This is a genomic window from Pseudomonas sp. NY11955 (assembly GCF_048068035.1).
Lineage (GTDB): Bacteria > Pseudomonadota > Gammaproteobacteria > Pseudomonadales > Pseudomonadaceae > Aquipseudomonas.
On sequence record NZ_JBLUPS010000007.1, the window covers coordinates 83,382 to 97,772 of the forward strand.

At 64.2% G+C, this 14,391-nt stretch carries 12 protein-coding genes; 5 read left to right on the plus strand and 7 right to left on the minus strand.

Annotation, left to right across the window (positions count from 1 at the left end):
* The first annotated feature begins 33 nt into the window (after positions 1 to 33).
* Positions 34 to 330: a DUF3144 domain-containing protein gene (locus ACNFBR_RS15030; RefSeq protein ID WP_416735622.1), complete on the plus strand. Its 297-nt coding sequence runs from the start codon at positions 34 to 36 to the stop codon at positions 328 to 330.
* Between the two features lie 43 nt (positions 331 to 373).
* Here the strand turns inward: ACNFBR_RS15030 and soxR are convergent, their stop codons facing one another.
* Positions 374 to 829 carry a redox-sensitive transcriptional activator SoxR gene (gene soxR, locus ACNFBR_RS15035; protein WP_416735623.1) on the minus strand — a complete coding sequence of 152 codons (456 nt, stop codon included), beginning with the start codon at positions 827 to 829 and terminating at the stop codon, positions 374 to 376.
* Positions 830 to 913: 84 nt separating this feature from the next.
* On the opposite strand from soxR, the gene ACNFBR_RS15040 reads away from it, so the two are divergent.
* Both ACNFBR_RS15040 and ACNFBR_RS15045 read left to right on the plus strand, forming a co-directional pair.
* Positions 914 to 2,011, plus strand: coding sequence for an efflux RND transporter periplasmic adaptor subunit (locus ACNFBR_RS15040; protein ID WP_416735624.1), 1,098 nt, complete (start codon positions 914 to 916; stop codon positions 2,009 to 2,011).
* The gene (locus ACNFBR_RS15045) at positions 2,008 to 5,091 is read left to right on the plus strand and encodes a MexW/MexI family multidrug efflux RND transporter permease subunit (RefSeq protein WP_416735625.1); all 3,084 of its coding nucleotides are present in this window, start codon (positions 2,008 to 2,010) and stop codon (positions 5,089 to 5,091) included. Before ACNFBR_RS15040 ends, ACNFBR_RS15045 begins: the two co-directional genes overlap by 4 nt.
* A 62-nt stretch (positions 5,092 to 5,153) precedes the next feature.
* On the opposite strand, the gene ACNFBR_RS15050 is transcribed toward ACNFBR_RS15045, so the two are convergent.
* Both ACNFBR_RS15050 and ACNFBR_RS15055 read right to left on the minus strand, forming a co-directional pair.
* Complete coding sequence (locus ACNFBR_RS15050) at positions 5,154 to 5,891, minus strand: GntR family transcriptional regulator (RefSeq protein WP_416735626.1); 738 nt, start codon at positions 5,889 to 5,891, stop codon at positions 5,154 to 5,156.
* A gap of 67 nt (positions 5,892 to 5,958) precedes the next feature.
* Positions 5,959 to 6,402, minus strand: coding sequence for an acetyltransferase (locus tag ACNFBR_RS15055; RefSeq protein ID WP_416735627.1), 444 nt, complete (start codon positions 6,400 to 6,402; stop codon positions 5,959 to 5,961).
* Between the two features lie 405 nt (positions 6,403 to 6,807).
* On the opposite strand from ACNFBR_RS15055, the gene ACNFBR_RS15060 reads away from it, so the two are divergent.
* Positions 6,808 to 7,731, plus strand: coding sequence for a LysR family transcriptional regulator (locus tag ACNFBR_RS15060; RefSeq protein ID WP_416735628.1), 924 nt, complete (start codon positions 6,808 to 6,810; stop codon positions 7,729 to 7,731).
* A 154-nt stretch (positions 7,732 to 7,885) separates the two neighbouring features.
* On the opposite strand, the gene ACNFBR_RS15065 is transcribed toward ACNFBR_RS15060, so the two are convergent.
* The 4 genes from ACNFBR_RS15065 to lysA all read right to left on the minus strand — a co-directional run bounded on the left by ACNFBR_RS15065 (position 7,886) and on the right by lysA (position 13,262).
* A complete protein-coding gene (locus ACNFBR_RS15065; RefSeq protein ID WP_416735629.1) occupies positions 7,886 to 10,372 on the minus strand; it encodes a TonB-dependent siderophore receptor in 2,487 nt (828 codons plus the stop codon).
* 110 nt (positions 10,373 to 10,482) lie between these two features.
* Positions 10,483 to 11,418, minus strand: a complete 936-nt coding sequence (locus tag ACNFBR_RS15070) for a FecR domain-containing protein (protein ID WP_416735630.1) — start codon at positions 11,416 to 11,418, stop codon at positions 10,483 to 10,485.
* 4 nt (positions 11,419 to 11,422) lie between these two features.
* Entirely contained in the window at positions 11,423 to 11,923 is a 501-nt protein-coding gene (locus ACNFBR_RS15075) for a sigma-70 family RNA polymerase sigma factor (RefSeq protein WP_416735631.1), read from the minus strand.
* Between the two features lie 106 nt (positions 11,924 to 12,029).
* Entirely contained in the window at positions 12,030 to 13,262 is a 1,233-nt protein-coding gene (gene lysA, locus ACNFBR_RS15080; RefSeq protein ID WP_416735632.1) for a diaminopimelate decarboxylase, read from the minus strand.
* A 123-nt stretch (positions 13,263 to 13,385) separates the two neighbouring features.
* Between lysA and ACNFBR_RS15085 the strand changes: the two genes are divergently transcribed.
* Positions 13,386 to 14,291, plus strand: coding sequence for a LysR family transcriptional regulator (locus ACNFBR_RS15085; RefSeq protein WP_416735633.1), 906 nt, complete (start codon positions 13,386 to 13,388; stop codon positions 14,289 to 14,291).
* Positions 14,292 to 14,391 lie beyond the last annotated feature (100 nt).

Sequence of the window (14,391 nt, forward strand, 5' to 3'; positions counted from 1 at the left end):
TCCCGCTCCAATACCGCAACAAGGTGAAACGCAATGACCCAAGCGACCGACCAGGCTTTTTATGACCGCGCCGATGCACATATCGAACTGGCGAACCAGCAGATCGAAAAGTTCGAGGACCTGGGCAAGGTCAGCGCCTCGCTGACCTTCGGTGCAGCACGCTTCAGTGCCTGGATGAGCGCCCGCAGCTTCAAGAGTGGCGCTGAGCTTGGCGCCGCGCGGGAAGAAATTCTGAAGTACTTCTGCGAGCAGTACCGGATGATGCTCGAGGACAACCTCGACGAGCATATCGAGCATTTTGACCAATACATGCTGGGCAAGAACGAGTGACACCGCGCGTCCAGCGCGCGCCACTCCCCTAAATCTGCAGCGCCTAACGCGCCTTTTTCTCCAGGATCCGCGCCCCTGAACCCTCCTTGCCCAGCACATCCTCCGGGTTGCGCAGCGGGCAGTCCTCCAGTGACAGGCAGCCGCAACCAATGCAGTTGTCGAGGCTATCGCGCAATGCCTCCAGGGTGCGAATGCGGGCGTTCAGGTCTTCGCGCCAGGCCGTGGACATCTCGCCCCATTGCGCTGCCGTGAGCTTGCTGTTGGGCGCATAGCGGCTGAACGCTTGCTTTATGTTTTCCAGCGGAATGCCTGTGCGCTGCGCCACCTTGATGATCGCCAATGTACGCAGCACCAGCGAGGGAAAGCGGCGCTGGTTGCCTGCGGTACGGACGCTGGCGATCAGCCCTTTGCTCTCGTAGAAATGCAGCGCAGACACCGCTACGCCGCTGCGCTTGGCCACTTCACCCACTGTGAGCATCCGCGTGTTGTCCGCTGCCATGTCTGTTGACCTCAAGTTAAGTTGAGCTCTTATAGTCCTGCCCGATCTTCCCTGCAACCGCTTTCCCTATGATCGGAGCTGTGCATGAACAAACGGACGTTACTGGCCTGGGCTGGCGCTGTTGCCGGTGTGTTGGCCGCAGCCTATGCGCTGGTGGGGAGCGGTTCGGCTCCACCCGCTGCGGCGGCGTGGCCGGCGACCAAGGTGGCGCTGGCCACGGCCGAGCAGGTGCAGTTGGCGCGGCAAAACATTGCCTCGGGGGAACTGGAGGCGGTCAACCAGGTGCAGGTCGCCGCCGAGATGGCGGGGCGCATTACCCGAATTGCCTTCGAGTCGGGGCAGACGGTAACGGCCGGGCAGTTGCTGGTGCAGCTCAACGATGCGCCGGAGCAGGCTCAGCGGGTGCAGTTGCGGGCCAAGCTGCGTAACGCCGAAGTGGTGCTGCAGCGCAGCCGCAAGTTGCGAGCGATGAATGCCGTGTCGCAAGAACTGCTGGACAACGCCGCCACTGCCGTGGACGTGGCCAGTGGCGAACTGCAGCACGTCGAGGCATTGATCGCGCAGAAGGCCATTCGCGCACCCTTTGCCGGTAAGCTCGGCATCCGCCGGGTACATCAGGGCCAGTACCTGAGCGCTGGCGAGGCTATCGTCAGCCTGGCCGACATCAGCCAGTTGCATGTGAATTTTGCGCTGGGTGAGCAGGCTGCCCCCGAAGTACAGGTCGGGCAAGTGCTGGAGCTGACGGTGGATGCGCTGCGCGGGCGAAGCGTTCAGGCACGGGTGGTGGCGATCGATCCGGTGGTCAGCCAGGCACGCCTGGTGCAAGTGCAGGCGGCCTTGGCGAACCCGGACGGGCAGTTGCAGCCGGGCATGTACGCTGGCGTGCGCCTGGCTGCCGCGCAGTCATCGACCGTGCTGGCCGTACCGGAAACCGCCATCACCTACACCGCTTACGGCCAGACAGTGTTCGTCGCTACCCAGGACCCGGCGCATGGTACCCGGGTCGGCCGGGTGCGGGTAAGCACCGGAGAGCGCTGGCAGGGGCGGGTGGAGGTTACCTCCGGCCTGGCGCCCGGGGACCGAGTGGTGGTTTCCGGCCAGTTGAAGCTGAGCGATGGCATGTCGGTCGAGCCTGTGATGCAGGACAGCCTGCAGGCCAGCCAGGGAGGGCTGCAGCCGTGAAGTTTACCGATGTCTTCGTGCGCCGCCCGGTGCTGGCGCTGGTGGTCAGCAGCCTGATCATCCTGATGGGGCTGTTTGCCATGGGCAAGTTGCCGATCCGTCAGTACCCCTTGCTGGAAAGCTCGACCATTACCATCAGCACCGAGTACCCCGGCGCCTCCGCCGAACTGATGCAGGGTTTCGTGACCCAGCCGATCACCCAGGCGGTGTCGTCGGTCGAGGGCATCGACTACCTGTCGTCGTCATCGCAGCAGGGTCGCAGCCTGATCACCTTGCGCATGGTGCTCAACCGCGATTCGACCCAGGCGCTGGCCGAGACCATGGCCAAGGTCAACCAGGTGCGCTATCGCCTGCCGGAAAAGGCCTACGACCCAGTGGTAGAGCTGTCGGCTGGCGACTCCACGGCGGTCGCCTACGTGGGCTTTGCCAGCGACAGCCTGTCGATACCGGAGCTGAGCGATTACCTGTCGCGGGTGGTGGAGCCGCAGTTCTCCGGCATCGACGGCGTGGCCAAGGTGCAGTCGTTCGGCGGGCAGCGCCTGGCCATGCGCCTGTGGCTGGACAGCGAACAGATGGCCGGGCGTGGGGTGACCGCAGCGGACGTGGCGCAGGCGGTGCGTGCCAACAACTATCAGGCGACGCCAGGCCAGGTGCGCGGGCAGTACGTGCTGGCCGACATCCAGGTGGACACCGACCTGACCCGGGTCGAGGACTTCCGTGAGCTGATCATCCGCAACGATGGCACCGACCTGGTGCGCTTGCGCGATGTCGGCACCGTCGAACTGAGTGCGGCGGCCACCCAGACCAGCGCTACCATGGACGGCAAGCCTGCCGTGCACCTGGGGCTGTTCCCCACACCGACCGGCAACCCGCTGGTGATCGTCGAGGGCATTCGCCAACTGCTGCCGCAGATCCAGCAGACCTTGCCTCCCGGCGTGACGGTGGCGCTGGCCTACGAGACCGCGCGCTTCATCGATGCGTCGATCCATGAAGTGCTGCGCACCTTGGTGGAAGCGATGCTGATCGTGGTGCTGGTGATCTGGCTGTGCCTGGGTTCGCTGCGCAGCGTGTTGATTGCGGTGGTGGCCATCCCGCTGTCGATGCTCGGTGCCGCGGGCCTGATGTGGCTGTTCGGCTTCAGCCTCAACCTGCTGACCTTGCTGGCGATGGTGTTGGCCATCGGCTTGGTGGTGGACGATGCCATTGTGGTGGTGGAGAACGTGCACCGCCATATCGAAGAGGGCAGGTCGCCGGTCGCTGCAGCATTGATCGGGGCACGGGAAATCGCCGGGCCGGTGATCGCCATGACCCTGACCCTGGCGGCGGTGTATGCGCCGATCGGGTTGATGGGCGGGCTGACCGGCACGCTGTTCCGTGAATTCGCCCTGACCTTGGCGGGAGCGGTGATCGTTTCGGGCATCGTGGCGCTGACCTTGTCGCCGGTGATGAGCTCACTGCTGCTGCAACCCGGACAGCAGCATGGCGCGATGGCCAACATGGCCGATCGGTTGTTCGCGGCGTTGACGGGTGCTTATGGGCGGGTGTTGGCCTACACCCTCGCACATCGCTGGATCAGTGGCGGCGTGGCGCTGCTGGTGTGCCTGAGCCTGCCCTGGCTGTACTTGCTGCCCCAGCGCGAGCTGGCCCCGCCCGAGGACCAGGCGGCGGTGCTGACCGCCATCAAGTCGCCGCAGCATGCCAGCCTCGACTATGCGGAACGCTTTGCGCTGAAGCTCGACCAGGTGATGAAGTCCATCGGCGAAACCACCGATACCTGGATCATCAACGGCACCGACGGCCCGGCCGCCAGTTTCGGTGGTATCAACCTCAGCGCCTGGCAGGCACGCGAGCGTTCCGCCGCGCAGGTGCAGGCACAGTTGCAGCAGGCTGTGGCGGATATCGAAGGCAGCAGCATCTTCGCCTTCCAGGTCGCTTCGCTGCCGGGCTCCAGTGGTGGCCTGCCGGTGCAGATGGTGCTGCGCAGCGCCCAGGACTATCCCGAGCTGTACCAGACCATGGAAGTGCTCAAGCAGCGTGCCCGCGACAGCGGCCTGTTTGCCGTGGTGGACAGCGACCTCGACTACAACAACCCGGTGGTCAAGGTGCGCGTCGACCGCGCCAAGGCCGCTAGCCTGGGCATCAGCATGCAGGCCATTGGCGAGTCGCTGGGTGTGTTGGTGGGCGAGCAGTACCTCAATCGCTTCGCCCTGTACGGGCGTTCCTACGACGTGATCCCGCAGAGCACTCGGGACCTGCGCCTGACGCCTGCGGCGCTCAATCGTCAATATGTGCGCGCCGAAAACGGCAGCCTGGTGCCGCTGGCTACGCTGGTGCACCTGGATATCGAAGTGGCGCCCAACCGCCTGTTGCAGTTCGATCAACAGAACGCCAGTACCCTGCAGGCCATCCCCGCGCCGGGGGTGTCGATGGGCAACGCCGTGGCATTTCTCGAACAGCTCACCCGCGAACTGCCGCCGGGCTTCAGCCACGACTGGCAATCGGAATCGCGCCAGTATGTGCAGGAGGGGTTTGCCTTGATGTGGGCGTTTCTCGCGGCCCTGGTGGTGATCTACCTGGTGCTGGCGGCGCAGTACGAAAGCCTGGTCGACCCGCTGATCATCCTGGTGACGGTGCCGCTGTCGATCTGCGGTGCGCTGTTGCCGCTGGCGCTGGGCTGGGCCACGTTGAACATCTACACGCAGATCGGCCTGGTGACGCTGATCGGCTTGATCAGCAAGCACGGCATCCTGATGGTCGAGTTCGCCAACGAGATCCAGGTGCGCGACAACCTCGACCGTGCTGCCGCCATTGTCCGTGCTGCGCAAATACGCCTGCGGCCGGTGCTGATGACCACCGCGGCGATGACCTTCGGCGTGCTGCCGCTGCTGTTCGCCAGCGGCGCGGGGGCCAATAGCCGCTTCGGGTTGGGGGTGGTGATTGTGTGCGGGATGCTGGTGGGGACGTTGTTTACCCTGTTCGTGCTACCGACGATCTATGGGTGGCTGGCGCGGGATCATCGGGTGACCACATTGCGTTCTCAGCAGTTGATTGAGGCCGAAAGGCAGCTGGAGGCCCTGTAGGAGCGGCCTTGTGCCGCGAAAGGGCCGCAATGCGGCCCCAGGGATCGTGTACGCCTTTGCAGTCAGGTGGGCGAACGATCCCGGCGCATCTGGGTGACCAGGGTAAAGCGGTCATCCGGGTGCACGGTCTCGGAAACCGCCATCAGATCACCGTTTTCCTCACGGTAATGGCGGATGATCTTCAGCCCCGGTGAACCCACCTCGGCCTCCAGCGCGCGGGCCATTTCAGCGCTCAGCAACACTGCCCGCACCTGCTGGTCGACCACCGCGATCGCCCGGGCATAGTGCTGCTCGATCAGCCCGGCAATCAGCTGGTCGGGGTGCTCGCGCGCCAGTTCGATAACGTCCACATAGTCGCGCTGCGCATACACATCGGTCCAGCACAGCGGCGCGGCATTGTGCAGGCGGTCGACGCGGATGCTCGATACGCAGAAGTAACGCTCCCCCGGAACCAACCCCAGCCGCGCGGCCTCGTTCAGGTCGGCGACGAAATGGCGCACGTCCTGGATTTCCCGCTGCTGGGTGTCGGCCAGGTGCGCAAGGTCGGCCACGCTGGCCAGTGATTGCGAATAGCCGCCGCGCGGGCTGCTGGCCTCGACCCGGGTGCCCACGCGCTTGCGCCGCGACACCAGCCCCTGGTTGAGCAACTGGTCGATCGCTGCGCGCACCGTATGCCGGCTCACACCGTAAAGGTCGCACAGCTCGAACTCGGTCGGCAGCAGGCTGCCGACCGGGTAGCGGCCGCTGGCGATGCCTTCCATCAAGTCCTTTGCCACGAGGGTGTAGCGCGTCGGGTTCATACCTTCGGTCTGTCTCGCAAATTTCATCGGCTGACAGTTTAACAGCGGCTCCCCATCTGCTTGCTGGTCACTGCTGGGCAGGCAAGCTCAAGTGCAGCAACGGGAACGGGCGGCCTTCGCCATCCAGCGGCGAGCGGCCGGTCTGCACAAAGCCGTAGTGGCGGTAGAACCCTGTTGCCTGCGGGTTCTGCTCGTTGACGTCGACGCTCAGGGTGCTGCGCGACTGGCGGCCGAAATCCAGCAGTGCACGGCCAATGCCCTGGCCGTGGCGCTGCGGCTCGACGAAGAGCATTTCCACGTGGTTTTCATTGAAGCCGATGAAGCCCAGTGGTTGGCCATCGGTGCTTGTCGCAACCCACAGCTCGACGGCCGGGAAGTACAGGTCACGCAGCTGTGGCAGTAGTGCGTCGATGTCGCTGGGCTGTAGAAAATGGTGCGTCGCGCGTACGGCGCGCAGCCAGATGTCGAGCAGCTGCGGGTAGTCTGCAGCGATGCCTTGGCGAATGATCATGGGGTCATCCTGAGTGTATTGATGGCGGATAGGCGCGCCAACAGGTGGCGGCCATGCAAGTGTCGGCATCATGAATGACCGCTTCGCGAGTTAACGCCTGGGCGGTGCACGGCAGGGGAGGCCGGAAGGGAGGAGTGCGCAAGGTTACCCGGATTGTGCCGCGTGGGACAGTGGTGATGCGTGGTCTGTGTCGGCCCTGTCACCGACCTTTGAGCCTGGTGCTGTTCTTGTTATGGGAGCGGGCGTGCCCGCGAACAATCCAACGCCGTGAATGGCACCGGCTTCGCCGGTGTTCGCACAGGCTTTGGGGCAGCCGCAAAGGGTTCGCTGCAGGTTTTGACTCGACTAGGCTGCTTGTCGGTGCTGGAATTGAACCCGCACAACAAGAACGGGCCGGGAGCGCCAATGAACCGCAACGAACTGCGCAAAGCCGATATCAACCTGATGGTGGTGTTCGAAGCACTGATGCAGGAGCGCAACCTCACCCGTGCCGCGGAAAAGCTGTTCGTCGCCCAACCCACGGTCAGCGCCGCGCTGGCCAGGTTGCGTGCGATGTTCAACGACCCGTTGCTGGTCCGTGTGGGCAACCGCATGGAGCCCTCCGCCAGAGCGCAAGAGGTGATCAAGTACCTTACCCCGGCCCTGGATGCGATGTCCGTCGCCCTCAGCCTGACCCACGATTTCGACCCGCTGACCAGCACGATGACCTTCCGCATCGGTTTGTCCGATGACGTCGAGTCCGGGCTGTTGCCGCCGTTGTTGCGGGCGTTGCGGGTGGAGGCACCGAATGTGGTGGTGGTCGTGCAGCATGTGGATTACTGGCGCATCCCCGACTTGCTGGCAGCGGGCGATGTAACGGTCGGCATCAGCCAGACCAAGGGGCTGCCGGCCAATGCCAAGCGCAAGGTACTGCGCACGATGCAGGGCAGGGTAGTGCGCGCCGACAAGTCGGCCACGCCACTGACACTGGATGAGTTCTGTGCCCGCCCGCACGTTCAGGTTTCACCCACCGCCAACACCCAGGGTGTGGTCGACGACTGGCTGAAAGAGATTGGCCGCGAGCGCAAGGTGGTGTTGTCGGTGCCGCAGTTCAGTTCGCTGCCGGCGATTCTGGCTGGCACCGACCTGTTGGCCTGTTGCCCGGACTATGCCGCACAGGGCATGGAGCGCTGGGGCAACTTGCAGGCAGAGCCGCTGCCGTTCGAAACCACGGCGCTGGAGTTGGCCATGGTCTGGTTGAGTACCACCGACAGCGACCCCGCCGAGCGCTGGCTGCGCAGCCGCTTGGAGCACTACATGAGCGGCGTTCGGGAACCGTTCATGGGGTGATGGCCGGAGCGGCTGTCGCCCTTTGTAGGAGCAGCCTTGTGCTGCGAAGAGGCCAGTGCCGGCGACACATTTTTGAAATGTGCACCGGCCTCTTCGCAGCACAAGGCTGCTCCTACACAAATGGCGGCGTGCGTTGGATGGGCGGTGGTGGGCCTTAGAACGCCCCTTGCAAGGTCACCATGAAGTTACGCGGTTCGCCATAGAAGTTACCCCAGGCCGGCGCCCCGATGGTGGCGTAGTACTTTTTGTCGAACAGGTTGTTGCCGTTGAGGGCGACGGTCCAGTTCTGGTCCAGGCGGTATTGCACGCGGCCGTTCCACACGGTGTAGCCCGCCTGCTCGACGCGGGTGTTGCGGGTGGTGCGGAAGTTCTCGCTCTGGCTGTTCAGGCCGGCGCCGAGGGTCCAGCGCTCCAGGGCACCGCCCAACTGGTAGTCACCCCACACTTTGAGCATGTGCCGTGGGATGAAGCTGGAGGTGAAGGTCAGCTCGGTGGGGTCGCTGTCCTCGATGGTCTTCAGGTATTTGGTCTGGGTGTAGGTGTAGCCCGCCAACAGTTGCAGGCGCTCGACGGGCGAGCCGCTGATCTCGGCCTCGAAGCCCTGCGCACGCACCTTGCCGCTGTCGGTGTAGCAATACCCGTCGCCTGAAGGGCAGGTCTCGATGTAGTCGCTTTCCGCGCGGTGATTCTCCACGGTGCGGAACAGGTTGAACGAGGTGTTCAGCGCGCCGCCAAGCAGCTCGCCCTTGATACCGATCTCGTAGTTGGCACCGGTCTTGGGCTGAAGTGGCTGCCGCTCGGCGTTCACCTTGTCGCTCTGTGGCTGGAAGATGTCGGCGTAGCTGGCGTAGGCGGTCCACTCGTCATTGAGGTCGTACAACAGGGCGGCGAACGGTGTGACCTGGCCGTTTTCCTGGCTGCGGTTGTTGACCCAATACTCATAGCGCTGGGTGTAGGAGTCGCTCTTGTTACGGTACCAACTGACCCGCGCGCCAAGCACCAGGGTCAGCGGTTCTGCCAGTTTCAGGCGCAGGTTGGCGTAGGTGCCGTATTGGGTCGTAGTGGAGTCGGTGGGAATACTACCGCCGCGTAGCGGGGCGACCAGGTAATCAGCCTTGGACGGATGCGGGAAATCAGCAGATGGGTCGAACGGGTTCTGGCCGCCGCTCAGCCCCATCAGGGCAAAGTAGTCATGGGTCTTTTGCCGGCTGGCGTTGGCGCCGATGATCAGCTCGTGCTCCAGGCCGAAAGCTTCGAATTTGCCATCGACGTAGCTATCGAAGCCGTAGTCGTCCTGGTCGTAATCGAAGCGGCCGGCATAGCGGCCCATGCTGGCGCTGGTGGCGCCGACCGGTATCGAACCTTCGGAATAGCCGTACTCGATGTTCTGGTTGTTGTGGGTGTAGACCGAGGCAAAGTTCAATGTCCAGTCATCGTTGAAGCGGTGCTTGAGGTCGGCAAAGCCGGTGATGCGCTGGCTTTGCAGGTCGTTCCAGCTGGCTCCCAGGCAGGTGGAACGTGATAGCTTCAGGTCGCTGCCATCGGCGTAGCGCGGCAGGCCGTGGTAGCACGGCGTGGCATCGACATCTTCATAGGCTAGGCCAAAGCCCAGAGTGGTGTCAGCGGTGACGTCCCAGTCGAGGGCGCCGTACAGTATCTGGTCCTGGCGCTTGGCCGTGTCATAGAAATACTGGCGGTCCTGCAGCGCTGCCACAGCGCGGCCCCGCACGGTGCCCGAGTCGTTCAGCGGGCCGCCTACGTCGACTTGGCCGCGGTAGTTGTCCCAGCTGCCGGCGGACAGGGTGACAGTGGTCGTGGCCTTGTCCTGACCACGCTTGCGCACGAAGTTGACGCCGCCGGCAGAGGAGCCGGAGCCCTTCATCATCCCGGCCGCGCCTTTGAGGATTTCGACGCGGTCGTAGAACGCCATGTCGCTGGAAAAGCTGTTGGCCTGCACGTAGTTGCCACCCACGTCCAGCGGCACACCGTCGTACTGGTACTGGCCGTCCAGGTTGAAACCACGGGAATAGAAGTACTTGCCGCCCATGGGCGAGTCGTACACGGTGATGCCCGGGGTCTTGTCCAGCACCTGCTCCAGGGTGTTCAGGTTCTGGTCGTCGAGCATCTTGCGGGTCATCACGGTGACCGACTGCGGGGTTTCCTTCAGGGTGTGCACGCCCTTGCCGATGGTCACGGCGCGGGCGGTGTAGGACTGGGTGCCCTCGCTGGTCGCATCCAGTCGGTTGGCGTCGATGTTCAGCGGCCCCAGCACCATGGCCGAGCCGTTGTCCGCAGGCACCAGCACATAGCCACCGTTGCCCTGGCGCTGTGCCTGCAAGCCACTGTTGCCCAGCAGGCGCACCAGCCCTTCCTCGACGCTGAAGCTGCCTTGCAGGCCTGCACTGCTCAGGTTGCGGGTCTGTTCGGTGTCGAACGAAATGGTCACGCCTGCCTGCACGCCAAACTGGGTGATGGCATTGCCCAACGGGCCAGCGGGAACATGGTAGGCGATCTGGCGCTGGGCCATGGCCTGGGCCGGCATCAGCAGCAGGGCCGGCGCGCTGGCCAGGGACATGCCGAACAGCACCAGGCGCACAGCCTGGCTCAGCTTGGTTGCGGGGGTGGGGTGCAGGTGGGGCATTACGTGATCCTTCCGAGTCATGGCAGAAAGTCGCTGTCGTCGCGGCTTGTGTCAGGGACGGACGAGAATCGAAATCAGCAAGATTTCGCTGAAAGTTTTTTCACCCTCGTTCAGGCTGGCTCCACGTTCACCCAGTAGCGGCTGAGGTAGCGCACCCGTACAGGCAGGGTTTTCGGCAGGTTGGCCAGGGCGATATCGGTATCATCGATGCGGAATGCACCGGAGATGCTCATGGCCCGGATCGATGAGGCGCAGCGCAGCACGCCTGGACGGTAGCGCCCCAGTTCTTCGATGAAGTCGCCCAGGCGCCAGTCGTTCACGCTCAGCATGCCCTGCAGCCAGGCCGTGGAATCGGCGGGCAGGGCATGGGCGGCGGCGAAGTCATCCTGGTCAAAACTCACTTGTTGACCCGCTTGCAGTTGCAGCCGCCGATCAAGGTGACGCTGCGGACGTACCTCGACGCTGCCCTGGAGCGCGCCCACGCGGGTCTGCTGCGCAAGCTTGCGGATGCTGAACTCGGTGCTGCGGGCAAGCACGCTGCCGTCATCGGTGTGCACGATGAATGGGCGCTGCTGAAGATCGCTGACCGGGCGAACCAGTATTTCCCCTTGATACAGCGCGATCGCCCGCACTTTCGCGTCATAGCGCACATCCAGCGCGGTGCCCACGTTCAGCTCCAGCTGCGAGCCGTCCGCCAGTTGCAGGGTGCTGCGTTCACGGCTGCCGGTACGTTGTTGGGCCAGTAGGGCGCGATAGGGCACCTGCTCGGTTGCCAGCCAACCACCGCCGCCCATCGCCAGCAGCAGGCTCAGCACCTTCAGCACATCGCGCCGCTGCGCCTGAGCCGCGCCGAGGCTGGACAGCGCCGCCTGCGGTGGCACCATGGCCCATTGCTGCTGCAGCTTTTCTACCCGTGCCCAGGCGGCAGCGTGTTGCGGGCTGGCCCGCAACCACTGCTGCCAGGCTTGGGTGCGGGCTTCGCTGTGGGTGCCGTCGTTGAGCTGTACATACCAGGTGGCAGCGGCTTCGAGTGTCTTGAGCTCCATCGCCTCAGCCTTCGACTGCCAGCAGGCAGCGGGTCATGGCCTTGATCAGGTGATTCTTCACGGTGGTCACCGATACGCCGAAGCGCTCGGCCGCGGCACCGTAGGTCAGGCCTTCCAGTTGCACCGCTAGAAAGATGGCGCGGGTCTTGGCCCCGAGTTCGTCGAGCAGGCTGTCCACGGCTACCAGCATTTCGATGATGGACAAGCGCACCTCGGGCGATACCTCCACTGGTTCCGGGCGCAGGGCCAGCGCTTGCAGATAGGCTTGTTCGATGGTGCGGCGGCGGACCTTGTCGATCAGCAGCGCACGGGCGATGGCACTGAGGTAGCTGCGCGGCTCGCGGATCGGCCACTGAGTGCGCGCGGTCATCACCCGCAGGAAGGTGTCGTGCGCCAGGTCGCAGGCATCGGCGGAGTTGCCCAGGCGGGCGCGTAGCCAGCCCTTCAGCCAGCCGTTGTTTTCGCTGTAGAGCTGGTGCAGGGCCTGATGGTCGAGCGTCGACATGGCGTCAAATTCGCAATATGAATAGGAATTGATCGCATTGTCGCGGTGAGCCATGGCGATTGCAAGGGGGCATTGGGGCCGCCCTGCGGCCCCATTGATGCGGTGGTTAGAAACCCGCTTCCAGGTCCAGGAGGTCCTGCACGGTTTGCCGCCGGCGAATCATTCGCAGCGCCCCGCCTTCGATCAGAAACTCCGGCAGCAGCGGCCGGCTGTTGTAGTTCGACGACATCGACGCGCCATAGGCCCCGGCATCGTGAATCACCAGCAGGTCACCCACCTGTGCCTGGGGCAGGTCCTGTGGGGTCAGTTCCTGGTCATCCTGGGTGAACACGTCACCCGACTCGCAGAGCGGCCCGGCCACCACGGTCGGCTGGCGTGGGCGGTCCACTGGCTGGCCGTTGGCATCGAGCAGGGTCATGCCGTGGTAGGCGCCGTACATCGCCGGACGCATCAAGTCGTTGAAGCCGGCGTCGATCATGACGAATGTATTGCGGCCCACTTGCTTGACGGCACGCACTTCGGCCACCAAGTAGCCAGACTCCGCCACCAGGAAGCGCCCAGGTTCGATCTCCATGCGTACGGGGTGGCCGAGCATCGCTTCGATTTCCTTGCGTGCCACCGCCCAGGTCTGGGCATAGCGCTGCAGGTCGACCGGCTTGTCGGTGTTGCGGTACGGGGTGGAGAGCCCGCCGCCGATGGAGAACGCCTCGATGTCCACGCCCAGGCGGCCGATCAACTCGATCATCGAGCGGGCCACCTGTTCCAGGTGCTGGTAGTCCACCCCGGAACCAATGTGCATGTGCACGCCCACCAGGTGCAGGCCATGGGCCTTGATGCACGCCAGCGCCTCGTCCAGCTCTTCGTGCCAGATACCATGCTTGCTGTTTTCGCCGCCGGTGTTGGTCTTGCGGCTGTGACCATGGCCGAAGCCTGGGTTGATGCGGATCCACACGCGGTGGCCGGGCGAGCGTTCACCCAGTTGGCGCAGCATGTCGATGGAGCCGGCGTTGACTTCGATCTTCGAGGCCACCACGCGTTCCAGGGTGGGCCGGTCCAGTGCGTCGCAGGTCAGCACCACGCCGGCCGGGTCACCGTCCACGCTGGCACCCGCGGCGAAGGCCCGCTCCATTTCGCCCAGCGACACGGCATCGAGCACCAGCCCATGGGCCCGCATCAGGCGCAGCACATGCAGGTTGGGGTTGGCCTTCTGGGCGAAGCGCACGGTGTCGAACACCTTCAGCTGCTCTACACGTTCGGCGATGGTGCCGGTGTCGTATGCCCACAGCGGCGAGCCGTGCTGGCGGACAGCCTCGGCCAGGAGAGTGAAGGGTGCGGTCATGGTGGCGCTACTCATATAAGGAAGGCCACGAGGATGAGCCAAAGCGAGGATTCAGAAAAATAGCTTTTTTTCTGCTAGCCATTCATATCTGATATGCCAACTGTCGACTCACCGGGTGTTGCCGTGAAACTGTCCATCCGCCACATCGAAGTGTTCCGCGCCATCATGGCCGCAGGCAGTGTCACCGGGGCGGCTCGGCTGCTGTTCACCTCACAGCCCACCGTCAGCCGTGAGCTGGCGCGGCTGGAGCAGGTGACCGGGCTGAATTTGTTCGAGCGCGAGGGTGGGCGCCTGGTAGCGACGGCCCAGGCGCTGCTGTTGATCGAGGAGGTCGAGCGAGCCTACGTCGGGCTGGAGCGCATCGATCGCTTTGCCCAGGCTATCCGCAATTTCGAGCAAGGGCGGCTGGCCATCACCTGCCTGCCGCTGTTCTCCCAGACTTTGCTGCCCAAGGCCTGCCAGCGTTTTCACCAACAGCACCGTGGCGTGAGCGTGAGCATACTGGCGCAGGAATCGCCGTTGCTGGAGGAGTCACTGGTTGCCCAGCAGCATGATCTTGGCCTGACCGAGGTCGAACAGATTCCGCGCGGCGCTTATGGCGAACTGCTGTTCAGCGCCAACATGGTGTGCGTGTTGCCCGAGCATCACCCGCTGCTGGCCAAGGCCGAGCTGGAGCTGAGCGACTTTCACGAGGTCGATTTTATCAACCTGGCCAGCCTGGACACCTACCGCCAGCGCCTGGACCAGCACTTTCGTGCGGCGGGGGTGAACCGCCGCACGGTGATCGAGACCACCAGTGCCGCCTCGGTGTGCGCCATGGTCAGGCAAGGCCTGGGGGTGGCGATCATCAACCCGTTGAGCGGGCTGGAAGCGGCCCAGGGTGGGCTGCCGATCCGCAGGCTACGCGTGTCGGTGCCGTACCAGGTGATGCTGATACGCCCGGACCACCGGCCGGCTTCGGCGGCGGTGGAGCCGTTTTGCCAGGCGTTGCGGCTACAGGCTAAAGAAATGCAGCAAGCATTGGCCTAGCCCATCCAGGCAATTTCGGCGGCTGCACTGAACCTTGTAGGAGCAGCCTTGTGCTGCGAAGGGGCCGGTGCAAGCGACACATTCGTAAAATGTTGCACCG